This is a genomic window from Bordetella sp. (genome assembly GCF_057362025.1).
The window spans coordinates 1-22,965 of the sequence record NZ_JBMQQZ010000069.1; the positions used below are offsets into that span (position 1 = coordinate 1).

The following is a 22,965-nucleotide window of genomic DNA, read 5'->3' on the forward strand; positions in this document are numbered from 1 at the left end:
GTCGAACACGGCCGCGGCCGTCGCATCCAGCTGCTCGGCGCCGCCGGCGATCATCGCCACCTGCTTGCCGCTGCGGATCGCCTCGAAGGCCGAGCCCACACCCTGGCTGCCCGACGTGCAGGCGCTGGACGTGGGAATGATGCGGCCCTTCAGTCCGAAGAAGATGCCGATGTTGGCGGCCGTGGTGTGCGGCATCATGCGCACATAGGAGTTGGCGTTGAGGTCGTCGCTGACGCCGTTCAACAGCATGTTGCCGAAGGCCATGACGTCGGCCGTGCTGCCCGTGGACGAGCCGCAGGCCACGCCCATGCGGCCGTCGGCGATATCGGGATCGTCCAGCAGGCCGGCGTCGGCCAGCGCCATTTCCGCGCTGCGCACGGATAGCTGCGATACCCGCCCCATGCTGCGCAATTGCTTGCGAGTCCAGTGCGCCGGCGGCGCGAAATCGTGCACGGGCCCGGCCAGCCGCGTGCCCATTTCGGCGTAGCGTTCCCATTCCGGCATGTACTGGATCGCGTTGCGGCGCCTTTCGAAGCCCGCGCGTATGGTGGCCCAGTCCCGGCCCAGCGCGCAGATGCCGGCCATGCCGGTGACGACGACGCGTTTCATCAGCACAGTCCTCCGTTCACGCCCAATACCTGTCGGGTAATGTAGGCGGCCCCTGGCGACAGCAGGAAGGCCACCGCGGCGGCGACCTCGTCGGGCATGCCCATGCGCGCGGCGGGAACGGACTTCAGGATTTCCTCTACGGGGACATCGCCGTCGACCATGTCGGTATCGATCAGGCCCGGTGCCACGCAATTGACGGTGATGCGCCGTTTGGCCAGCTCCACGGCCAGCGCCTTGGCGGCGCCGATCAGGCCGGCCTTCGACGCGCTGTAGTTGACCTGGCCGCGGTTGCCTATCACCCCGGACACGGAGGTCAGGCAGACGATACGGCCCGGGGCGCGGCGGCGGATCATGGGCATGACCACGGGATGCATGACGTTGTAGAAGCCGTCCAGATTGGTGCGCAGCACGTCGTCCCAGTCGTCGCCGCTCAGCGCCGGGAAGGCGCCGTCGCGCGTCAGGCCGGCGTTCAACACCACGCCGTAGTAGGCGCCGTTGGCTTCCATGTCGGCGTTCAATGCCGCGGCCGCGGCGGCGCGGTCGCGGACGTCGAATTGCAGGACGCGGGCGGCTCGGCCCAGCGCCCGCGCGGCGTCGCATACGGCATCGGCCTCTTCGCGCCGCGCGCGGCAATGGATGACGGGCGTGTAGCCTTCGCGCGCCAGCATCAAGGCGATGGCGCGGCCGATGCCCCGGCTGGAGCCGGTCACGAGGACCGGCAGGGAGGAGGAGGCGTTCGCGGCTTGCATGTGTTCGGCTTCTGTCATGGCGAGACCTGGTGGGTCTTCATATCGGTGGTTTGGTCGAACCCGGCGGCATCGGCGGGCGGGTCCTCGCGCGTGAACGCGGTGGCATCGGCGGGGCGGTAGACGTTCAGCCGGGCGAAGGCGAGCAGTGCGTCGCCGGCACGCAGTTCGCATTCGAAGACGCCCATGCCGGCGGCGTCCTGCAGCGACTGCGCGACGCGCACGGACAAGCGGGTACCGGCGGCGAAATAGGGCACGTGGCATTCGTAGCGCCGCGTGCCCAGCAGGAAGCCGAGACCGACCTCCTGTTCCTGGTGGCGTGCCTGGCAGCCCGCCCAGGCGCCGACGGCCTGCGCCATGATTTCCAGACCTATCCAGGGCGGCAGGCTACCGTCGGGGCCGTTGTACAGGCCGCCCGGCTTGACGACCGCGGTGGCGCGCAGCGATTCGGCGTCCCAGTCGTCCACCGTATCGATCAGGATGGCGTCGCCGGAGTGGGGCAGCAGGCCTGCCACGGGCCAGGGGCAGGCCGTCATGGGCAGGCCCCGAAAACCAGGCTGGCATTGCTGCCGCCGAAGGCAAAGGAGTTGCTCATGACCGCGCGCGGCGCGTCGGCGGACAGGCAGCGGCCGGGTGTCGTCAGGTCCAGCGGCGGCAGGGCGGGATCGGCCGCGCCGTCCCACCGCTGTGGCGGCAGGCGGCCGGCCAGGCAGGCGTCGGCGATCACGGCCCAGCACAGCGCGGCCTCGATGGCGCCCGCCGCGGCCAGGGTGTGGCCGGTCAGGGGCTTGGTGGACGCGCAGGAGACCCCTTGCGGGAATACGGCGCTTACCGCGTGGCTTTCCATCGCATCGTTGTGCTGCGTGGCCGTACCGTGCAGGTTCAGCCAGCCGATGTCGGCAGCGGACAGCCCGGCCTCGGCAAGCGCCGCGCGCATGGCCTGCGCCGCGCCGGCGCCGGTGGGATCGGGCGCCGACATATGCCACGCGTCGCTGCTGCCCGCGCCGCCCAGCAGGACAGCGGCCGGACCTTCGGGGCGTTCGCGCTGCATCAGGAACAGGGCGGCGCCTTCGCCGATGTTGATGCCGTCGCGATGCGCGGAAAAGGGATTGCACAGTCCGTGGGACAAGGCTTCCAGTGCGGCGAAACCGTTGATCGTGAGCGGGCACAGGGTATCCACGCCGCCGCAGATCACGGCGTCGCAGGCGCCTCGCGCCAGCAGGCGACGGGCGGTCAGCAGGGCGCGCGCGCCGGAGGTGCAGGCGGTGGACACCGTGTAGGCCGGTCCCGCCACGCCCAGCCAATCGGCCAGGAAGGCGGCCGGAGAGGCCAGGGCCTGGCGGCGGTAATCGTAATCGGCCGGCCACGCGCCGTCCTGTTCCAGCGCGCGATAGGCGTGCACGTTCTCGTTCACGCCGGACGTGCTCGTGCCCAGCACGATGCCGACCCGCAGCCGTCCATAGCCTTCGACGGCCGCGCGCAGGGCGCTTTCGATCTGCAATGCGGCGTCCAGCAGCAAGCGGTTGTTGCGGCTGTCGTAGTGCCGCGGCAGCCCGCCCGGCAAGGCGGGCAGCTCGGCCTGCGCGACGCCCAGCACGATGCGCCGGTCCTTGACCCAGCCTTCGCGCGCCTGCATGCCCGCCGTGTCCGCGCGCAGCGCCGCCGCCGCGACGGCATCGATGCCGCGGCCCAGTGCGCAGACGATACCGGGCGTGCCCAGCCACGCGGTCATGGCGACTCCTTCAGCGGTTCGACACGCCAGGTCGTGCCGCCGCCCGTCGCGATGGCGAAGGTGTCCGCGGGGGCGCCGGGCTGCCAGAGGACCCGCCAGCGCACATTGCAATCCTGGTTCATCACGCGCTCGCGTCCGCCGTTCGCGGTGGCGCCCTGGTACCAATCCTTGCCGGCATACGCGGAGGACAGGGACGGCGCGGGTGTCCAGGCGAACAGGATGGCGGAGAACATGTCGCTGGCCTGGGCGTTCGGACGCATGAATCCGTCGTTGCGCCATCTGCCGTCCTGCAGGATCTGCCGCGCCATGGGCATCCCCAGCGGATCGAACATCGACCAGCGCGTGGCATCGGGTCCTTCGGACTGTACGACGAGCAGCGCGTCCTGCCTTGGCTGGCCAGGAGCCTGCAGGCTGATGTGGACGCGTCGCGGCAGCCCCAGGTCCGCCTGGGCGACGGGTGTCGGCGGTACGCCCGCGCAACCGCCCAGCCACAGCGCACCCAGGAGGGGAAGAGCGGCGAGCAGGCGGCGGCGGATGGGCAAGGGAGAATACGTCATGGGAAAGCGGAAAGGCAAAACGGGTCGAGGTCGGGGCGTGGTGTCGGACTCAGGCCGTGGGTTCCAGGCTATGCGCGGCGCGGGCGGCGTTGCCGGCGGACGGACCGGGCATGGCGCAGATTTCAGCCAGCGTGCGCAAACGTCGGGCGTGTTCGGCGACGAAGGGGTTGTTCCTGTCCCAGGCATAGCCGGCCAGGATGGAGGAAATCATGCGCCGGATGTCCGGCTGCGCGCGCTCGTAGAAGACGACGTCGCGGAAGGCCCCGGTATACCAGCCTTCGACATAGGTGCGGAACGTTTCGACGCCGGCCATCAGGGGGGCGGCGAATTCGCGCTGCCAGTCCACCGTGGCACCGCCCAACTGGCGGTGCAGGGCGTCGGCGGCGAGCTTGGACGAGTGCAGTGCGATGGTGACGCCCGACGAAAACACCGGATCCAGGAATTCCGCCGCGTTGCCCAGCAAGGCAAAGCCCGGGCCGTGCAGTGTGGTGACGCTGGCCGAATAGCCGCCTATCGCATTCGCCGGTGTATCCCAGACGGCACGCGCCAGCAAGCGCTTCAGGTTGGGCGTGCCCTCGACCAGTTCACGCAGCCGGGCCATGCGGTCCGGCGTATCGCCGATCAGGTCGTCGCCGCCCACCACGCCCAGGGAGCAGCGCCCGCCGGAAAACGGAATGGTCCAGAACCACACGTCGGGATGGTCCGGATGCACGCTGATCAGGATCTTCCCGCGGTCGAAGCCAGGGTCGTCGACACGGTCCTCGATATGCGTGAACAGGGCCTTGCGCGGCGGCAGGCCGCTGGGCCGTTCGAGATCCAGCAGCCGCGCCAGGACCCGGCCGTAGCCGCTGGCGTCCAGTACGAACCGTGCGGCGATCCTGCGCACCGGCGCATCCTGCGCGCCGGCTGCGCGCACCGACAGCAGGGGCCGTTCGCCGGAAAAATCCGCCGCCACGACTTCCTGCTCGTAGCGCACTTGCGCGCCCTGGCGCGCGGCTTCGTCCGCCAGGATCTGGTCGAAGCGCGAGCGCAGCACCTGGAAGGTCGTGCCGGGACCGGGCGAGAATTTGTCGCGGAAATCGAATGCCGTGTAGCGCTCGCCCCAGGCGAAGGCCGCGCCGTTCTTTTCCTGGAAACCCGCCGCCTGCACGGCCGGCAGCATGCCGGCCTCTTCGATGAATTCGATGCAATGCGCCAGCAGGCTTTCACCGATGGAAAAGCGCGGGAAGCGCTGTCGCTCCAATACCAGGACATCGTGGCCGTGCCGCCGCAGCAGGCCGGCGGCGACCGCGCCGGCGGGGCCGGCTCCGATGACGACGACTTCGTGCTCTTCCACGTCGTTTATGTCTTTTTGATGGGATAAGTGGAAACGGGCGGCATGGCGTCGCCGGCAGGACGGACCCACGGCGCCCATAGCACGCAGAAGGCCACGCCGATGCCGACGGACATGCCGAAGTTGGAGATCGCCGGCGTGCTGCTGAAGGCCAGCAATCCGAAGGAAAGGACGGTCGTGGCGGCAGCCAGTACGATGCCGACGAAGCTGGCCGCGGCGCCTGCCACGCGTTCGTACATGACGATGGCGTAGTCCAGCCCGATGGCCGATACCAGCAGCAGGCCGAACAGGCTGAACAGCGTCAGCGGTTGTCCGAGCAGGCCCAGGGTGGCCAGCGTGCATGCCGTCGCGGTCAGCGGCACGGCCAGCAGGCGCCAGGTCGCCGAGCGGCCCAGGGTCAGCCACAGCAGGGCGCCGGCCGCCACGTACGACAGCAGCTTCAATTCCGCGGCGCGGATGCGGGTCTGCGTGAACGTTTCATTCAACTGTCCGCTGCGGTCGACGAAGGACACGCCCTCCAGCCCTTGCGCGGCGGCCTGGGCCGCCGCCGGGTCATGCAGGCCCTGCAACACCACCATCGCGGCCACCTGGCCATGATCCTGTCCCAGCCACAGCATGCGCCGGCTTTGTCCCAGCGGACCGTGCAGCACCTGTTCCACGGTGACGGGTTCCTGCGCCGCCAGGGCATCGACCTGCTGGATGACGGCCTGGGCGGGGATGCCGACCGCTTCGAAAGACGGCACCAGCCGGGCGCGCCAGTTGGGGTCGCGCAGGGCGTCCAGCAGGGCGCGCTGCGCACCTTCGGGCGCGACCAGCTGGTTCAGGGAAAGATAGCTGTCCAGTGCCTTGGCCTTGACCAGGGCGTCCAGGCGGCTGTCCAGCGCGTTCTGGCGTTCCCATAACGCGTTGGCATCGGCGGCGCGCACCAGGTAGTACTGGCTGGTGGGCTGGATACCGGTGATGCGGCCGATCTGCTGCGCCTGTTGCAGCAGCGGGGCGGGCAGCGCCAGCCATTGGCGCAAATCGTCCTGCACGCGCAGGTGCGAGATGCCAGCGATCGACACCAGCGCGATGCCCGCCGCCAGCCAGGGGAGCGTGGGCCGCCGGCCGCTCCACAGCGCCAGCCGGCGCAGCAGGCCCTGCGCCAGCCCCTGCAGGGGCGTGAAGGGCCGCGGCTGCCAGCCGCGCAGCCAGTTCGGCAGTTCGCACACCGTGCAGGCATAGGCGCCGAACAGGCCCGCGGCGGAAAAGACGGCCGTCTGGGTCAGCGCCGGGAAGGGCGTGAAGACCAGCGCCAGATAACCGACCATCGTCACCGCGAGGCTGATGGTCAACCCCGGCAGCACGCGATGCAGGGCGGGCCATGCCTGCCAATCGGGCATGCCGTACCGCTTGGCCAGCAGATGCATCGGGAAATCGATGGCGATGCCGATCAGGCTGGCGCCGACCACCAGCGTCAGGATATGGATGGTGCCGAACAGCGCGACGCAAGCCACCGCGCCGCACAGCAGGCCCACGGCCACCGGCACGAAAGCCAGCAGCGAACGCCAGCCGCGCATGGTCAGCAGCAGCAGCGCGATAATGCCCAGCACGGCCATGGCGCTGATCCAGCCGCTTTCACCTGCAGCGCGCGCGCGGCCCTCCGCGGCGTACAGCGGGCCGCCCGCCACCAGCATGCGGCCGCCATCCTTGACGACCGAGGCCCGCGTTTCGTCGACCAGGCGCGCCACCTGGCCTGGCGATGCGCCGTCGAAGGCGTCGCCGCTGGTCTGCGCGCGCACCAGTACCCAGTCCCTGGTGCCGTCATGGACGATGAGTGTGCCGCTGGCCAGGTCCAGCTGCGCCGCGCCCGGGGTGCGCAGCGCGCGTTCGGCGGCATGCGACAGACCGAGCAGATCATCGTCGGCGGGCACCAGGCCGGTCGACGAAAACGGGTTGGCCAGTTCGCGCACCCGCCGCGCGGCATAGGATGCCGGGTCGCGGATCAGCGTGTCGCGGGCGCGCGGTGGCAGCAGGGCCAGGGGCTGCGAGAGCAATTGCTTGCGCACGCCATCGACGTCGACATCGACGTCTACCTGAACGTCGGCGAACAGGCCGCTGTGCCGCCACACATGGCCCATCCCGCGCGCCAGCTCGACGGCGCGTTCGCGGTCGTCGGCACTGACCAGGGCGATCACCTGGCGTTGCAGGGGTTCCTGTATGCGGTCGTCCGCGCGCTGCCGCAGCGCGTCGCCCTGCGCGGCGGGAACCAGGTCCAGCAGGCTGGACGACACTGGCCAGCCGTGCCGGCATTCCCATAGCCCCAGGCAGATCACCAGGGCCAGCGCGATGCGGAACAGGAGAGTCAGGCGCCGTTCCCGCGCCATGCGGCGGTCAGGACTCGAAATCACGGCGCTCATCATCGTCCAGCTTGGTGTCGGCTCGCGTGTTCTTCATTTCCATGACGGTCTTGTCGCCCTGGGTTTCCCGCAATTCGATGCGCTGGACCAGTTTGCCGCCGGAAATGCGGATATCGGTGAAGATCTGCTTGAGCAGCGCCGCCTTGGGCGTCATGACCAATTGCCAGTCGCCGGCCGAGCCACTCAGCGAAATATCGAAGTTGTCCTGCAGCGAGCGCGTATCGCCGCTCAGCACCGTCAGGAACATGCGGGTCTCGCGGCCGGCGCCCACGGCTTGCGGCAAGGCCTGCCATTTGCCGCCGTCGTCGCGCCGGAAGATGGCGCTGGAAGTCAGCAGCAGGTCCTGGTGCAGCGGTGAGCGCAGCTCCCACAGCAAGCCATCCTGCGCGGACAGGGTGAACAGCCCGGTGCTCGTCAAGGGCTGCGGCAGCGAGCGCAGGAACTTCTGTTGGACGAAGTGGCCGCGTACCACGGGCGCTTCGCGCAATTGGGTCTGCAGATCGTTCAGGTCGAAGGCCCACGCCGGCGCGGCGCTCGCGGCCAGCAGCACGGCGGCGGCGATGCGGCGGATCCATCCTTGGCGCTGCGCCGTCATGCCAGCACCTTGCGCACGGCGTCCTGCAGCGCGGGCGGCGACACCAACTGCATCTCGCGGTTGTCCATGCGCACGGCCACCTGCACGGAACTGCCCCGGGTCAGGCGCGTACCGCTGCCGGCATCGGTAATCAGATAATGGATCTTCAAGCGATTCTCCCACTCCACCAGTTCGGCGCGCACGATCACGCGCTGGCCGAATACGGCGGGGTTCATATAGCGTAATTGCAGGTCGATGACGGGCCATGCGTAGCCGGAGGCGAGCATGGCGTCATACCCGTAGCCGAGCGCGTCCAGCAGTTCGCAGCGCGCCTGTTCCAGGTACTTCACGTAGTGGCCGTGCCACACCACGTTCATCGAGTCCACATCGAAGAAGGGGACCGTCACGGCGGTTTCGACGGCGAATACACCGCGTTTACGCATGACGGCTCCAGAACGGATAGAAATTGAACCACTGCTGCGGCGCATCGCCGCATTCCCGCGCCAGGCGGTCGGCATAGCGCTGCGCCCATTGGCGCACGCCTTCCTCGCGCCGCCCGCGCGGCAGCTCGACGCGATCGGCCAGGCGTTCCAGCGCGATGCGGTAGCGGCCGTCGATCTTGGTGCAGAACAGCACGTTGGCTGGACATTTGAGCAGGGCCGCCAGCAGCCAGGGCCCTTGCGGGAAGGCGGCCGGCGTGCCTAGGAAATCGACGTCGACGACGCGCCCGCCCCGCACCGGCACGCGGTCGCCCGCGATGGCCAGCCATTCGCCGCGTTCGATGCGGTCGTTCAATTGCAGCATGATGGCGGCATCGAGTTCGGTGACCTGGATCATGCGCAAGCGGCTGGCGCCGGCCTGGGCCAGCAGTTGGTTGAACGCCTCGGCGTGGCGCGTATGTACCAGCACATTCAGCGTCAATTGGCCGCCGCGCTCCACCAGCGCGCGGCAGACTTCCAGATTGCCCAGGTGCGAGCCGACCAGGATTTGCCCCCGGCCCGCGCGCATCTGCGCGTGCAGGTCATGCGGGTCCTGAATGACGACGTCGCGGGCGGTCAGGCGGCCCTGCCATACATCGAGCTTGTCCAGGATGGCGTCCGCGAAGGCCCGGAACTGGCCGTAGACCGGGCGCCGTGCCGGCAGCGCGTGCGCGGCGCCGGCACGGCGCAGGCGCTGCTGGTATTCGGCGATACTGCGGCGCGCGCGTGGACTGAAGCAGTAGAAATAGAACACGATCATCGCCACCACCGGCCGCATGGCGCCGCGGCCGAACACGCGCGCCGCCCGCGCCGTCAGGCGCATCAGGAAGGGGGCGCCGCGTTCGCGCTGGGCGGCCCAATGGCGGGTTGGCGGGGGATGCGTCATGCTCGGGTCTTTTGCTTTCTGAACTTGCGGGCGATCAGGCCGGGCGCGCGCGGCAGCATGCCGAAAAATAGGCGTGCGTGCATGGCGCTGATACGCGCATTGTCGCGCAGGCCCTGGAAGTGCGACACGCCGCCGGCCGGGTAGATGACCCGCGTCGGGCACCATATCATGGGCACGCCGCGCCAATGCAGCAGGACCAGTACGGCGATATCGAAATCCATGCGATCGCCGGGATCCCGGCGTTCCAGCAGGGCCAGGACGGGCGCCAGCGGGTACACGCGAAAGCCGCACATGGCATCCGGAATGTCCGTGGACAGCGTGTTGATCCACACCCACAGGCGCGTCAGCCAGCGCCCGTACAGCCGGCTGCGCGGTGCGTCCGCGCCATAGGCCGGGGCACCGCCCACCAGTGCGGCAGGATGGGCGCGGGAAGCCCGCGCCATCGCGGGGAGGTCGTCCAGCGCATGCTGGCCATCGGCATCGACCTGCAATGCATGCGTGTAGCCCAGGCCGGCGGCGTGGCGCAGGCCGTCCTGCACGGCGCGGCCCTTGCCGCCGTTGCGCGGCCGGCGCACCAGCGTGGCGCGGCCCGATGCTGCCAGGGCATCCAGGCGTTGGGCGCACGGCGGCGCCGATCCGTCATCCACCAGGATGCAAGGAATGCCATGGGCCAGGACGCGTTCGACCACGTCGCCGACGGTGTCGCCGTGGTTGTAGACGGGAATGACGGCGCAGAGACGGTGCGTCGTCATGGTGCGGTCTCCGCCGCGGCGGCTGCGGCCAGGATGCGGCCGGACGAGCAGGGCTGGCCGTCGGAGCGGTACTCGAAGTACAGCTTGGCCCGCGTGGGATGCCAGGTCAGCGTCAGGTCCAGCGCATCGCCGGGCCGTGTCAGCCGCTGGAATTTCAGGGCCTCCATGCCGTGAAAGCCGAGCCGCGCGTCCAGGTGGCGGCGCGCGAGGTCCATGGCCCATTCGATCTGCGCCACACCGGGCACGACCGGCATGCCGGCGAAATGGCCGTTGAAATGCACGAGATCCAGCGGGACTTCCATGCCCAGGCGCAATTCGCGCACGCCGTCGTCGGATTCGGTCGCCGAGTGCAATCGCGCGACCGGCGCGCGGGGCCGCGTCGTCGCCGCCGCGAAGCTGTCCTGCGGCAGCTTGCCCTGGGCGTTCCAGGGCAACTCGCGCATCAGACGCCAGTGCCGCGGCACGCCCAGCGGTTCAACCGTGGCCGCCATATGGGCGCGCAACGTGTCGATGACGGCCTTGCGGCCCTGGTTGCGCAGCGCGTGGATGCCGGACGGCGCCAGTGCCACCAGCGCGGTCAGGCGCGGCATGCCGGCCATGCCCAGGCGCGCTTCGCGGACATGGGGGTGTTCCATCAACCGCTCTTCCAGACCGGGCAGCGCGATGCGCTTTTCCTCGACCTTGACGATGCGGTCCAGCCGCCCTTGCAGGCGGAAACCCGGGCCATCCAGCGTCGCGGCATCGGCCGTCTGGAAGCGGTCGCCGCTTTCCAGCCACGCGGACCGCACCCACAGCGCGCCATCCTGCACGCCGGCGGCGGCGTCCGGCAGGGGCGTCCAAGGACCGTCGCCGCGTCGCCATGCAACCGCGCCGGTTTCCGAACTGCCGTAGATTTCCGTCGGGCGGCAGCCGAGCCGGCGGTCCAGCAGATCCGACACCGTGCCGGGCAGCGGGCCGCCCGCGGAAAAAATCTGCGCGATGCCGCCGGCCAGCGCATCCCAGTCCAACTGCGTACCCAGGCGCTTGAGCAGTGCCGGGCTGGCGATCCATGCGAAAGTACCGTGCGCCAGGCTGGCCTGCTGCAAGGCTTCGGGAAAGGCAAGCTGTCGACGGCCGATCGAACGGCCCGAAGCCAGCGGCCACAGCACGCGAAAAGGCAGGCCGTACATGTGTTGCGGGCTGACGCTGCCCAGCACGCAGGCGGGCGACGCCGACCACGCCCACACGTTTTCGAGGGCAGTGATTTCGGCGATGAGCTGCGTCCACTGTTTGCGGATGCGCTTGGGCTGTCCGCTGGAGCCGGACGTGCACAGAACGACGCCGCCGTTGCGCGGGTCCAGTCTGCATGGCGCCAGCGGCGGCGCGCTGCCAGCCAGGCCGGCCAGCGTATGGTGGCGGCCGTGCGGGACGGGCAGGGCCGGCTGGTCGCTCAGCCAGAGGTCCACGTCGCGGTCGATCGCAGCGCAGGAGGCCGGCCGCGCATCGCCGGCAAGGACGGCGACGATGCCGGCGCGCCAGCAGGCGAACAGCGCCACCGCCAGCAGGGCCGCGTCTTCGAACCACAGGCCGGCATGGCGCACGCGGCGCGCGCGCAGCGCCCCCGCAACCGACAGCGCATCGCGCACGAAATCGTCGTGCGACATCATGGGGTCGTGTGCGTAGCGCACATCCGGGCGTTCGCCCGCCAGCAGTCCGGCAAGGTCCATCCAGGCCATGGCGCGCTCTTTCAACCGCCGTCGCGCGCCAGCGCGCGTTCGCCGACGCCGGATGCCGGGGCCGCGCGCTGCGCGTGTCCGGCGGATGCCTGTTCTTCCCCGGCCGGTTTGCCGGGCGACGGGCGCACCAGCCATTCTCCGGCCATCAGCGCGCCGATCAGGACGTAGCTGATGACGCCGTTGTACAGCGTCCACCAATGCCAGGGCGCCCACAGCGATAGCGCCGCGGACACCAGTCCATTGATCGCGAAAAAGCCCGCCCAGACTTGCGTGACCCGGCGGGTATACGCGACCGCGCGCGGCGGCAGATCGGGATGGCGCAGCCGCGCGAAACGTTCGACGACGGGCATGCCGCGCCACAGGCTGGACGCGAATACCGCCAGCATCGCACCGTTGACCAGGACCGGATAGCCGCGCAGCCAGCGCGCGTCATCCGACCACGCGATAAAGGCGCAGAACGCCACCACGATCGCCGGCAGCATCCATCCCCCCGCCGCCCGCTTTCTGTCGACCAGCGCGCGCGCCAGCCACAATCCCGCCAGCGGCAGCAGTATCCATCGTGCCGTGCCGTTTTCCAGGCTTGCATGCGCCACGAAGGGATAGGCCACGCCGGCCAGCAGTAGGGCGATCGCGAGGACGGCCCGCGTCATGCGGCCGATTCCCGCTGCTGCAGTTGCTGTTGCTGTTCCCACACGGCGTCGACCACGTCCTGTACCGTGCGCACCGTGCGGAAGTTTTCCGCCGCCAGCTTGTATCCGGTTTCGCGCTTGATGTGGTCGAGCAGGTCGATGGCGTCGATGCTGTCGATTTCCAGGTCGGTGTACAGGTGCGCGGCGGGTACGACGCGATCCGCCGGAATCTCGAACAATTCCACCAGGGCTTCGCGCAGGACGCTGAAGATGTCTTCCCGGGTTTGCATAACACTAGCTCCAGTTGCTCAGGCGACCCGCTGGGCGGATACAAATTTGCTCAGATTGGTGACGGTGGCGAAGTGGTCGCGCATATTACGCGTTTCAGGATCGATGGCGATGCCGTAGCGCTTCTGCAAGGCAAGGCCGAGTTCCAGCGCGTCGACGGAGTCCAGCCCCAGCCCGTCGCCGAAAAGGTCCGCATCGCTGGCAATATCTTCGGGCGCGATGTCCTCCAGGCCTAGCGCATCGATGATGAGTTGCTTGATTTCACTTTCCAACTGTTCCATCCAGCCCTAGCTCCATTCTGAAATAGTGATGTAGATGATCGTTCATGCGCCGGCCGGCGATGGGCGCGGGATGCCGCTCGGTCCATTGGCGGGGATCGATGTCGTCGCCCACCTCGAAGACGTAATGCATGCGGCGATGGGGGATGCGGTACCAGGGTTCGCCTTTGGTAAGGCTGCGCGTATTCATGGTGATGACCACCGGCGTGACGACCCGCGCGCCCCGGACGGCGATGGCGCAGGCGCCGCGGTGGAACCGCGGCGGCGCATCGACCGGCGTGCGGGTGCCTTCGGGGAAGACGATCAGCGTCTGGCCTTCGCGCAGGACCTGCGCCGCGCGTTCCAGCATGTCCAGGCTTTCGTCGTTGGTGATGTAGCCGGCATTCCGGATGGGCCCGGCGGTGAAGGGGTTCTTCACCAGGCTGTGCTTGACCACGCAGTTTGCATCGCGCACATGCGCGATCAGGAAGACGACGTCCAGCAGGGACGGGTGGTTGGCCACGATCATCTGGTGCGGCCGCCCCAGTCGTTCGACGCCGCGGAACTCGTAGGTCAGGATGCCCATGCGGACCATCAGCCGCACGAAGCGGTGGAACGTCCAGTTGATGACGGCACGCGATCGGCGGCGGCGTTGCGTCGGGTTCATCAGCCACAGGCGCTGCGCGGGAAAGACGACCAGCCGCAGGAACAGGCCGCCCAGGCCGAAGAGGGCGAATGCCACGGCCGTGGCGATCAGGCGCAATAACCACGCATCCTGGCGGTCGGCGCGGGCGGGTACGGTGTTCATGATGCGCGCCGCCATTGCCAGTGTGCCGCGCGGGCGGGATGAAGCCACTGCGGCGTGCCCAGCACCAGGTGACGCAACAGGTTCAGCGGATGGGGCCAGCGCCGCGGGCCATCCGGCGCCGCAACGGCATCGCCGGCGCTATCGGCCGCGCCGGGGGCAGCGCCTGTATCGCCGGCATCCTCGCGCAGGGACAGTTCGTACGCACCGCCGCGGGTAAGCCTGAGCGCCAGCGCGTAGGAAAACGGGACATCGTCGATCCATGGCCGATAGACCGCGGGCGGCGCTTCTTCAGCCAGAATGACGAGGGCGTCGCCGTGCCCCGCGTCCAGCAGCAGGCAGGCTTCCGCGATCGCGCTTTCCAGCCCGTCGCCCGTTGCCGCTAGCGCGACGGATTCGACGGTTTCCTTGCGCAGGATCGACCACATGCCGGCCGTGGCATTGTGCACGGAGAGGCTGAAGGATGTCGGTGACAGCGCCTCGTCGCGCGCCAGGCTTTGCAGCAGCTCGAAGCTGCGCGAGGTTTCGCCATGATGCGAGGCGTAGACGACCGGCATGGCGGGGCGGCTATCCGCCAGCGGCCAGGCACAGGCGACGGCCATCCGCGCCAGCGGGCTGAGGCGGCGGCGTTGCAGCGGCGGCAGGAAGCCCACGTCGGGGGACGCGGCGGCGACGGCGGGGCAGTATGGTCTGCGTGCCCATGTTTCCCAGGCGGGAAGGTCCTCTAAGCCCGGCGCCCAGGCGCGCCATGCGGATATTTCAAAGTTGAACATGCGCGGAAGTGTACCGGTCCACCGCAGCCGATAGGGGGTTTGTTGTTATTGTTTCGCACCCGGATCGCGACCGGAACCGGTCTGGATCCAACGTTTTTTCAGCGGGTTGTAAGAATGCGCCCAGGGACTCGATGATGACCGCCGCCTTGACGCTGTGGTGGGGCGGCCCCGAACTGGCCGGCCGGTATCGCGCCGACATGTTGCATGCGGCCGACAGGCGGCGCGCCGGCCATGCCCGTTCGCCGCGGGCCGAGCAGGACTGGCGGGTCAGCCGGGCATTATTGCAGCAGGTGCGGTCGGACTGGCCGGCGGACGCCAGCCCCGCGCTGTCCCTCAGTCATTCCCGCGGCTATGCCGTCGTCGGCACGGCGCCGTCCGGCTGGCATCTCGGGGTGGACCTGGAGGCCGTGCGCCCGCGCGACACCGACGGCGTGGCGCAGTGGTGTTGCACCGAAGAAGAACGCGCGGCGCTGGCGGCGTGCGGCAGCGCCGCCGGGCGCCTGCGCGCCTTCTATCAGCTGTGGACCTTGAAGGAATCCTTCATCAAGGCCGCGAACCTGGATTTCCCGGCGGATATGCGGTCGATAGGGCTGGCGCCGGGGGAAACGTCTTGCGGCTTGCCGCGCGCCAGCTCGCCCTGGCAGGGCTGGCGCCTGCGCGCACCGGCCCCCGGCTGGCACGCATGGTCGGCGGTGGTGGACGACGCATGGTCGGTTTCGGCCGTCTGGCTGCCGGCGCCGGGCGCGGACCATTGCCGCGATCGCGCCGACGGCGCCGTCATTCCTGCCTGGCGAGACGCGCGCGGGGCTGCGTCGCCGCGCATCGTGCCCGCCGGGCAGTGGCCCTGATCAAGGCGTCAGGGCCTGGGCCACTTCCGCGCAAGCCAGCCGCAGGCAGTGGACGAAGCCGTGATGCAGCGCCGACATCGGATCGTCCGCGTGCACCAGCGCGCCGATATGAAAATGCACCGGCGGATCCAGGCGGCGGATCGACAGGCCCGGGCGCGAGATGCCGTGGGCGCTGTAGGCGTCCACGATGGCGTCACCGCAGCCGGCTTCCACCATGGCGCACGCCATATAGTGCGTCTGCACCTGCAATGCCGTGCTCATGCCGACGCCATGCTCGGCCAGCGCGGTCTGCAGCAGGCTGCCCAAGGGGTCGCGCGGATCCATCGCGATCAGGTTATCGGGGCGGACACTGGCCAGCGGGACGGGCTGGCTTCCCGGTTCGCGGCTGACGTAGACCATCTCGGACCGATCCAGATCGATACGCGCGATGCCCGGGTGCGCTGGCGGCTCGTAGGTGACGGCCATATCGATCTCCCGGGCCAGCAGGCCGGCGATAAGCTCGCCGGTATGGTGCGTCTGCAGGCTGAAGGTGATATCCGGCTGGCGGGCGCGGCTGATGCCCGCCGCGCGCGGTACCACGCCCAATCCCAGGCTGGGGGCGCAGCCTATGCGCAGGTGGCCGCGGGGATGGTGGCGCAGGTTGGCGGCCAGCTTGCGCACGCTTTCCAGGTCGCGCGACAGGCGCGCGATATCCGGCGCCAGGATGTCGGCTTCGCGGGTGGCGCGCAGCCGGCCTTTCACCCGCTCGAACAACCGGAACCCCACCTGCGCTTCGGCGTGCGCCAGCATTTTGCTGGCGGCCGGCTGGGAGATATGCAGGGCCTGGGCGGCGCGGCTCAGGGAGCCTGTGGCCCGGATGGCTTCGAAGAGTTCGATATGGCGCAGGCGCATGGTGTGGGGTCGCGCGGGGTTGGATAGCAAAAGGTTATATCGGATCTGGGCCTTATGCACGATGTAACATCGCGTGCACCGCATTTATAGTGGTTATTCAGGGCCTCGCATCGCGTGACTGGCCGGAGGTAACGAGAGTGTGGAACCAGCCATAGCCAAAGGTTATGTATTCTGGCTGCTTTGGTATTTGCCCGGCTGGCGGCGGGTGCCCAGAATTTCGCCTGTGAACGACTTCAGGGTGGTGCCATGCGCGTATGCGTGATCGGTGCGGGGGTGGTCGGCGTGACCTCCGCCTATTTTCTAGCGCGGCAGGGCTACGACGTAACTCTGGTGGATGGGCGGGACAGTCCGGGGGAAGAAACCAGCTACGCCAATGGCGGGCAGCTCAGCTACAGCTATGTGGCGCCCCTTGCGGGGCCGGGCGTGCTGCCCAGTGTCCCCGCGTGGTTGCTGCGCGACGATTCACCCCTGCGCTTCCGTCCCCGGCTGGATCCTCATCAATGGAAGTGGTGCGTGCAGTTTGCGCTGGCATGCCGTGCCTCGGTGTCACGCCGCGTCACGGCCGAGATGCTGACGCTGTCGTATCTCAGCCGCGATGTCCTCCACGCGCTGCTCGAGCAGGAGCCCCTGTCTTTCAGCCATTTGCGCAACGGCAAGCTAATCGTCTATCGCAGCGGCGCGCTGCTGGAAAAGGCCCGCGCCCTGGTGGACTATCAGGCCAGCCATGGCGCCGACCAGCAGGTGCTGAACGCCACGCAGACCGTGGAGATGGAGCCCGCGCTGGCCGGCATGCGCTCGCACCTGGCCGGCGCCGTCTATACGCCGGGCGAAGAGGTGGGCGATTGCCTGCGCTTCACCGAAGGGCTGTTCGGCCGTCTCTTGCACCAGTCCAACGTCCGTGTCCTGATGAGTACGCCGGTGTCGGCCCTGCGGCGCGAGGGCGCGCGCATTGTCGCCGCCCGCACCCCCGCGGGCGACATCGAAGCGGACGCCTATGTGGTGGCGGCGGGAATGGGCAGCCGCGCGCTGCTGCGGCCGCTGGGCCAGGACGTGCCGCTCTACGGCCTGAAGGGCTATAGCCTGAGCGTGCCGATGAACGGCGATGAGGCCGCCGGTCCCGCGATCAGCGTGACGGACTACGAAAGGCGCATCGTGTACGCGCCCATCGGTTCGGTATTGCGCATGGCCGCCATGGTGGATATCGGCGGCGACGCCGGTATCGACGAGCGGCGTGTCGCATTGCTCAAGCGCCAGGCCGCCGACACCTTCCCGGCGCTGCGCCTGCAAGACGCCCAATCCTGGGCGGGTGTGCGTCCGGCCATGCCGTCGGGCAAGCCGTGGATCGGCCCCAGCCGCTCGGCCTGCAACCTGTGGATGAACCTGGGCCAGGGAGCGCTGGGATTCACGCTGGCCTGTGGCAGCGCCGCGCTGCTGACAGCGCAGATGGCCGGGATTCAGGCACCGATAGAACCGCGTCCCTTTTTGCCGGGCTAATGCGGCAGGGAGTGTCGCGCCGCAGCGGCAGCAAGTAACGCTGAAGGGATATCCGCACGCAGATAGGGACACGGCCGGCCGGGTGGGGATGCCCACCCGGCCGGCCGTGCGCGACCCTAACGAGTTGCGGGAGGGCGCGCCTGGATGCTGCCCTCCCGCCATGCGGACGGATTAGCGTTTCTGGTCGGACCCCGAGCTGCGGCTGGGGTGCTGCTGCCCCTGCTGCTGGCCGGAGCGGTTCTCTTGCTGTTGTTGTTGGGAACGTTGCGGGTTCTGGTTGTGCTGTTGTCCCTGCTGGCCTTGTTGCGACTGCTGGCGCTGGCCTTGTTGGTTTTGCTGGTTCGGCTGGTTGGATTGCTGCTTCATTGCTGGCTCCTTTGCATGATGGCCCCCAACCGAGACGGACGGGCGGGGGAATGCGGACCGGATCCGCGGGATCTGCGCAGCAAATGCTGTGCCTCGGTTGCTTAGTCCGGCCGTCGGATGGCACAAGGTTTTCACGCATTGCCGCGGACGTGCGATCGTAGTCAGATCGGGAAAAAGACCCGCCCATCGATTCCGGGGGCAGGCGATGCGTGCCAGGGGGATCGCCATGGCGCTGACCGACATACGGGGCAATCCCGTTTCCACCCGCGACCGCGACACGCTGGAAGGCTACGAGACGGCGCAATCGTTATTTCACGGCTATTACGGCGACCCCTTGGGTGTCATCGACGCCGTTCTGGCGCGCGATCCCGAGTTCGTCATGGGCCATGCGCTGCGCGCCGGCATGCTCATCACTGCCAGCGATCAATGCGTGGAATCCATGTTGCGCGACAGCGTCCAGGCGGCCGAAAGCCTGCATGCTGCCGCGAACGAACGCGAACGCAGGCACACGGCGGCGGCGCGCGCGTGGCTGGATGGCCGGTTGGAGGAGTCGCTGGCACGCTACGCCGATATCCTGCTGGACCACCCCCGCGACACGCTGGCGCTGCAGGTCGGCCACATCGGCGATTTTCTCCTTGGCCGGTCCGTCATGCTGCGCGATCGCGTCGCCGGCATCCTGCCGGCCTGGGATACCCATATGCCGGACTTCGGATACGTGCTGGGCATGTATGCCTTCGGGCTGGAGGAAACCAATCTCTATGACGAGGCCGAAGCGCAAGGGCGCCGCGCGCTCGACATGAACCGGCGCGATCCCTGGGCTGTCCATGCCGTGGCCCATGTGATGGAAATGCAAGGCCGGGTCGAGGAGGGCATCGCGTGGCTGGATGGCCGTCGCGACGATTGGGCCGCCGGGAATATGCTGGCCGTGCACAACTGGTGGCACCTGGCGTTGTTCCAGCTGGACCATGACCAGATGGACCGGGTGCTCGCGCTGTATGACCGGCGGATACGCGAGGAGTCCTCGGGGCAGGTGCTGGATTTGATCGATGGGTCCGCCATGTTATGGCGCTTATGGTTGCGCGGCGTGGACGTCGGGCGGCGCTGGCGGGAGCTTGCCGATGCCTGGCAGGCGCACGGCGGCGCCGGCTATTACGCCTTCAACGACGTGCATGCCCTGATGGCGTATCTGGGCGCCGGCGACGGCGCGGCAGCCCAGGCGCTGATTGAAACCATGAAAGAAGCGCCCGCCGGCTCGGGCACCAATGCCATGATGACGCGCGATGTCGGCTTGCCCGTGGCGCATGCGCTGGTGGCTTTCGTGCGCGAGGACTATGACCGCGCCATCGCGCTGCTGCGCGATGTGCGGCTGATCGCGCATCGTTTCGGAGGCAGCCACGCGCAGCGCGATGTGCTGGGGCTGACGCTGGTGGAGGGCGCGCTGCGCGAAGGCGCGCGCGGTCTGGCCAAGGTGCTGGCCGCCGAACGTCTGGCATTGAAGCCGGCCAGCGTGGGCAACCAGCGCCTGGCGGCGCGCGCGGCGGCGTTGTAGGCGTTGCCGGTTTTCAATGGAAATTCCGGCTGCCGACCGATAGGCCTCCCAACAGCGGCGTCAGGTCGACCAGGCGGTGCGCGATCAAATGGCGCACCTTGTTGACGTTCTGCCAAACGCCGTATACGCCCAGCAGCGTGGAGGACAGCAATTCCTGGCGCTGGCGTTCGATCAGTTCGGGCCGCACCACGACGTTGACCGCGCCGGTTTCATCCTCGATGGAAACGAAGATCGTGCCGTTGGCGGTGCCGGGCCGCTGCCGCACCGTCACCAGGCCGCAGGCGCGCGCCAGGCGCTTATCGGGATAGCCGTTCAGGGTCTCGGCCGTTTCGAACCGGCGCGCCTGGAGCTTGCCGCGCAGCAAGGCCAGCGGATGGCGATGCAGGGTGAAGTGCAGCGAACGGTAATCGTCGGCGATGGTTTGTCCTTCGGTCGGCATGGGCAGGTCGGGCATCCGGGCTTCCACGATGGCGGCATCGCGTAGCAGCCCTTTGGCCGGGGGGCCGGCGGCGGCTTCCCAGCGCGCCTGGCGGCGGTGGCCGGCCAGGTTGAGCAGGGCATCGGCCGCGGCCAGCGCGTCCAGATCGTGGCGGCTGAGGTCGGCGCGTCGCGCCAGGTCCCCCGTGTCCGCGAAGGGCTGCTGCGCGCGCGCGGCGGCGATGCGCCCGGCGGCCGCTTCGGACATGCCCTTGACCAGGCTCATGCCCAGCCGCACCGCGGGACGTGCGTCCGGCCCGCCCCGATGGCCGGCATGGCGGTCCGCCGCGCCATGTCCGCCAGGATCTTCATGGGCAGCGCCGCCCTCGTGGCCGAAGTCCAGGCGGCTGTCCCAATCGCTGGCGCGAACGTCCACCGGCAGCACCCGCACGCCGTGGCGGCGCGCATCCTGGATCAGTTGGGCCGGCGCATAGAACCCCATGGGTTGCGAATTCAGCAGGGCCGCCAGGAAGGCTTCCGGTTCGTGGCGCTTGAGCCAGGAACTGGCATAGGCCAGCAGGGCGAAGCTGGCGGCATGGCTTTCCGGAAAACCGTACTCCCCGAACCCCTCGACCTGCCGGAAGATGGCCTCGGCGAACTCCTTGGTATAGCCATGCGCCAGCATGCCGCCGACCAGCTTGGCGTGGAACTTGTCCACGCCGCCCTTGCGCCGCCAGGCCGCCATCGAGCGGCGCAGCTCATCGGCTTCCCCGCCCGTGAAGCCCGCCGCCACCATGGCGATCTGCATGACCTGCTCCTGGAAGATGGGGACACCCATGGTGCGTTCCAGCACCGTGCGCACTTTATCGCTGGGATAGGTGACAGGCTCCATGCCCTGGCGCCGTCGCAGGTAGGGATGCACCATGCCCCCCTGGATGGGGCCGGGCCGCACGATGGCCACCTCCACCACCAGGTCGTAGTATTCGCGCGGGCGCAGGCGCGGCAGCATGGTCATCTGGGCACGCGATTCGATCTGGAACACGCCTATCGTATCGGCCTCGCAAATCATCTCGTAGGTGGGCTCGTCGTCCGGCGGAATATCCTGCATGGCGAATGGCAGGCCGCGCCGCAGCGATACCAGCTCCAGTGCGCGGCGGATCACCGAAAGCATGCCCAGGGCCAGCACATCCACCTTGAGCAGGCGCATGGCGTCCAGGTCGTCCTTGTCCCATTGCACCACGCTGCGGCCTTCCATCGCGGCGTTTTCGATGGGCACCAGCCGCGACAGTTTTCCGCGCGACATGACAAAGCCCCCCGGATGCTGCGACAGATGCCGCGGGAATCCCATCAGCAGCGTGGCCAGCGCCGCCCACTGCCTGGCCACGACGGATTCGGGGTCCAGCCCGCAGCCCTGGAAGCCGCGCAGCAATTCCGCGCGATCGTCCCACCACTGGTGCGCCTTGGCGACCGCGTCGACGATGGCCGGGTCCACGCCCAGGGCCTTGCCGGTGTCGCGCAGCACGCTGCGGGGGCGGTAGGTAATGACCACGGCCGTCAGCGCGGCGCGCGCGCGCCCGTATTTTTCGTAGATGTACTGGATGACCTCTTCGCGCCGCTGGTGTTCGAAGTCGACGTCGATATCGGGCGGCTCGTTGCGTTCCTTGCTGATGAAGCGTTCGAACAGCGAGTTGCCGCGCGCCGGGTCGACCTCTGTGATGCCCAGGCAGTAGCACACCGCGGAATTGGCGGCAGAGCCCCGTCCCTGGCACAGGATGCCCTTGGTACGGGCGAACTTGACGATGTCGTAGACCGTCAGGAAGTAGGCTTCGTAGCGCAGGTCCTGGATCAGCGCCAGTTCCTTTTCGATCTGTTCGACGACGATATCCGGCGTGCGTTCGCCGAAGCGGCGGCGCGCACCGGCATAGGTTTCGGCGCGCAGGTACGAAGCGGGCGTGGCGCCGGCCGGCACGATTTCGTCCGGATATTCGTAGCGCAGTTCGTCCAGGTTGAAGGTGCAGCGGCGTGCGATCTCCAGCGTCTGGCGCAGGGCCTCCGCGCCATGGAGCCGGGCCAGTTGCAGGCGCGAACGCAAATGGCGTTCGGCATTGGCGGCCAGCGCATAGCCGCATTCGCCGACCGGCTTGCCCAGGCGGATGGCCGTCAGCGTGTCATGCAGGGGCTTGCGCGAGCGCACATGCATTTCGGCCAGCCCCAGCGCGGCGATGGGCAATCCGCAGGATTGGGCTGCGCTTTCCACGGCATCGCGATGCAGGTCGTCGCGGGATTGGTGCCTGAGCGTCAGGCCGATCCATGCCCGGCCGGGAAAGACGCGCGCCAGCCAGCGCGCCTGGTCTGCCAGGCGATCGGCGGCGATGCCGTGCGCCGGCGCCAGGATGGCCAGGCATTCGGGCAGGCCGGCCAGATGCGGGGAATTCGCCGGCGGGTGTTCCAGATGGGAGGCGGCCAGATGGTACGAACCTTTTTTGCTCGCGCCGGTGCGCGCCAGCGTAATCAGTTCGCACAGGTTGCCGTAGCCTTCGCGGGTTTGCGCCAGCAGGATCAGGCGCACGGGTTCGGCGTGGCCGGCGAGCTCGAAATAGCTGCCGATGATCAAGGGCAGCTTGTGCGCCTTGGCTTCGGTATGCGCGCGCACCACGCCCGCCACCGAGCATTCGTCGGTGATGGCCAGGGCGGCGTAGCCCAGCTCGGCGGCGCGGCTGACCAGTTCTTCCGCGTGCGACGCGCCACGCAGGAAGGTGAAGTTGGTCATGCAGCCCAGTTCGGCATAGGCGGGAAGCGTATGCCGCGGGATGCCGGGTACCGGCGCGTTGCCGTATTCGTCTGGCATCGGATCGTCATCGGGCGC

23 protein-coding genes are annotated in these 22,965 nt (G+C 68.7%); 3 read left to right on the top strand and 20 right to left on the bottom strand.

All coding sequences use genetic code 11. The features are described from left to right. From ACO1P8_RS13475 to ACO1P8_RS13555, 17 genes are all read right to left on the bottom strand, one after another. A partial coding sequence (locus ACO1P8_RS13475) for a beta-ketoacyl synthase N-terminal-like domain-containing protein (protein ID WP_486296394.1) occupies window positions 1-609 on the bottom strand: 609 nt, incomplete at its 3' end. After that, the gene (fabG, locus tag ACO1P8_RS13480; RefSeq protein WP_486296395.1) at window positions 609-1,376 is read right to left on the bottom strand and encodes a 3-oxoacyl-ACP reductase FabG; all 768 of its coding nucleotides are present in this window, start codon (window positions 1,374-1,376) and stop codon (window positions 609-611) included. The genes fabG and ACO1P8_RS13475, both read right to left, overlap by 1 nt. Next, the gene (locus tag ACO1P8_RS13485) at window positions 1,373-1,891 is read right to left on the bottom strand and encodes a hotdog family protein (protein WP_486296396.1); all 519 of its coding nucleotides are present in this window, start codon (window positions 1,889-1,891) and stop codon (window positions 1,373-1,375) included. The genes fabG and ACO1P8_RS13485 overlap by 4 nt, the downstream gene beginning before the upstream one ends. Beyond that, on the bottom strand, window positions 1,888-3,087 hold the full coding sequence (locus ACO1P8_RS13490) for a beta-ketoacyl-ACP synthase (RefSeq protein ID WP_486296397.1): 1,200 nt from the start codon (window positions 3,085-3,087) through the stop codon (window positions 1,888-1,890). The genes ACO1P8_RS13485 and ACO1P8_RS13490 overlap by 4 nt, the downstream gene beginning before the upstream one ends. Continuing rightward, on the bottom strand, window positions 3,084-3,644 hold the full coding sequence (locus tag ACO1P8_RS13495) for a DUF3261 domain-containing protein (protein WP_486296398.1): 561 nt from the start codon (window positions 3,642-3,644) through the stop codon (window positions 3,084-3,086). Before ACO1P8_RS13495 ends, ACO1P8_RS13490 begins: the two co-directional genes overlap by 4 nt. A 49-nt stretch (window positions 3,645-3,693) precedes the next feature. Then, on the bottom strand, window positions 3,694-4,980 hold the full coding sequence (locus tag ACO1P8_RS13500) for an NAD(P)/FAD-dependent oxidoreductase (RefSeq protein WP_486296399.1): 1,287 nt from the start codon (window positions 4,978-4,980) through the stop codon (window positions 3,694-3,696). Window positions 4,981-4,985: 5 nt separating this feature from the next. After that, a complete protein-coding gene (locus ACO1P8_RS13505; RefSeq protein ID WP_486296400.1) occupies window positions 4,986-7,367 on the bottom strand; it encodes an MMPL family transporter in 2,382 nt (793 codons plus the stop codon). After that, complete coding sequence (locus ACO1P8_RS13510; RefSeq protein WP_486296401.1) at window positions 7,351-7,971, bottom strand: LolA family protein; 621 nt, start codon at window positions 7,969-7,971, stop codon at window positions 7,351-7,353. Before ACO1P8_RS13510 ends, ACO1P8_RS13505 begins: the two co-directional genes overlap by 17 nt. Further along, entirely contained in the window at window positions 7,968-8,393 is a 426-nt protein-coding gene (locus tag ACO1P8_RS13515) for an acyl-CoA thioesterase (protein WP_486296402.1), read from the bottom strand. The genes ACO1P8_RS13510 and ACO1P8_RS13515 overlap by 4 nt, the downstream gene beginning before the upstream one ends. Then, window positions 8,386-9,315, bottom strand: a complete 930-nt coding sequence (locus tag ACO1P8_RS13520; protein ID WP_486296403.1) for a lysophospholipid acyltransferase family protein — start codon at window positions 9,313-9,315, stop codon at window positions 8,386-8,388. The genes ACO1P8_RS13515 and ACO1P8_RS13520 overlap by 8 nt, the downstream gene beginning before the upstream one ends. After that, a complete protein-coding gene (locus tag ACO1P8_RS13525) occupies window positions 9,312-10,067 on the bottom strand; it encodes a glycosyltransferase family 2 protein (RefSeq protein WP_486296404.1) in 756 nt (251 codons plus the stop codon). The genes ACO1P8_RS13520 and ACO1P8_RS13525 overlap by 4 nt, the downstream gene beginning before the upstream one ends. Continuing rightward, the gene (locus ACO1P8_RS13530) at window positions 10,064-11,782 is read right to left on the bottom strand and encodes an ApeI family dehydratase (RefSeq protein ID WP_486296405.1); all 1,719 of its coding nucleotides are present in this window, start codon (window positions 11,780-11,782) and stop codon (window positions 10,064-10,066) included. The genes ACO1P8_RS13525 and ACO1P8_RS13530 overlap by 4 nt, the downstream gene beginning before the upstream one ends. Window positions 11,783-11,793: 11 nt before the next feature. Beyond that, complete coding sequence (locus ACO1P8_RS13535) at window positions 11,794-12,432, bottom strand: COG4648 family protein (protein ID WP_486296406.1); 639 nt, start codon at window positions 12,430-12,432, stop codon at window positions 11,794-11,796. Beyond that, window positions 12,429-12,701, bottom strand: coding sequence for an acyl carrier protein (locus ACO1P8_RS13540; RefSeq protein WP_094841499.1), 273 nt, complete (start codon window positions 12,699-12,701; stop codon window positions 12,429-12,431). The genes ACO1P8_RS13535 and ACO1P8_RS13540 overlap by 4 nt, the downstream gene beginning before the upstream one ends. 18 nt (window positions 12,702-12,719) lie before the next feature. After that, window positions 12,720-12,980, bottom strand: a complete 261-nt coding sequence (locus tag ACO1P8_RS13545; protein WP_094841500.1) for a phosphopantetheine-binding protein — start codon at window positions 12,978-12,980, stop codon at window positions 12,720-12,722. After that, entirely contained in the window at window positions 12,961-13,764 is an 804-nt protein-coding gene (locus ACO1P8_RS13550) for a lysophospholipid acyltransferase family protein (RefSeq protein WP_486296407.1), read from the bottom strand. The genes ACO1P8_RS13545 and ACO1P8_RS13550 overlap by 20 nt, the downstream gene beginning before the upstream one ends. After that, window positions 13,761-14,534, bottom strand: a complete 774-nt coding sequence (locus ACO1P8_RS13555) for a beta-ketoacyl synthase chain length factor (protein ID WP_486296408.1) — start codon at window positions 14,532-14,534, stop codon at window positions 13,761-13,763. Before ACO1P8_RS13555 ends, ACO1P8_RS13550 begins: the two co-directional genes overlap by 4 nt. A 131-nt stretch (window positions 14,535-14,665) precedes the next feature. On the opposite strand from ACO1P8_RS13555, the gene ACO1P8_RS13560 reads away from it, so the two are divergent. After that, window positions 14,666-15,382 (top strand): 4'-phosphopantetheinyl transferase family protein, encoded by a 717-nt coding sequence (locus ACO1P8_RS13560; protein WP_486296409.1) that lies wholly within the window; start codon window positions 14,666-14,668, stop codon window positions 15,380-15,382. Here the strand turns inward: ACO1P8_RS13560 and ACO1P8_RS13565 are convergent, their stop codons facing one another. Beyond that, window positions 15,383-16,273 carry a LysR family transcriptional regulator gene (locus ACO1P8_RS13565; protein ID WP_486296426.1) on the bottom strand — a complete coding sequence of 297 codons (891 nt, stop codon included), beginning with the start codon at window positions 16,271-16,273 and terminating at the stop codon, window positions 15,383-15,385. 246 nt (window positions 16,274-16,519) lie between these two features. Between ACO1P8_RS13565 and ACO1P8_RS13570 the strand changes: the two genes are divergently transcribed. Further along, window positions 16,520-17,767 carry a D-amino acid dehydrogenase gene (locus tag ACO1P8_RS13570; protein WP_486296410.1) on the top strand — a complete coding sequence of 416 codons (1,248 nt, stop codon included), beginning with the start codon at window positions 16,520-16,522 and terminating at the stop codon, window positions 17,765-17,767. Window positions 17,768-17,938: 171 nt separating this feature from the next. Here the strand turns inward: ACO1P8_RS13570 and ACO1P8_RS13575 are convergent, their stop codons facing one another. Continuing rightward, the gene (locus ACO1P8_RS13575) at window positions 17,939-18,133 is read right to left on the bottom strand and encodes a hypothetical protein (RefSeq protein ID WP_486296411.1); all 195 of its coding nucleotides are present in this window, start codon (window positions 18,131-18,133) and stop codon (window positions 17,939-17,941) included. A 226-nt stretch (window positions 18,134-18,359) separates the two neighbouring features. Between ACO1P8_RS13575 and ACO1P8_RS13580 the strand changes: the two genes are divergently transcribed. Further along, complete coding sequence (locus ACO1P8_RS13580; RefSeq protein ID WP_486296412.1) at window positions 18,360-19,682, top strand: tetratricopeptide repeat protein; 1,323 nt, start codon at window positions 18,360-18,362, stop codon at window positions 19,680-19,682. 13 nt (window positions 19,683-19,695) lie between these two features. Here the strand turns inward: ACO1P8_RS13580 and ACO1P8_RS13585 are convergent, their stop codons facing one another. Then, entirely contained in the window at window positions 19,696-22,947 is a 3,252-nt protein-coding gene (locus tag ACO1P8_RS13585) for an error-prone DNA polymerase (RefSeq protein ID WP_486296427.1), read from the bottom strand. Window positions 22,948-22,965 lie beyond the last annotated feature (18 nt).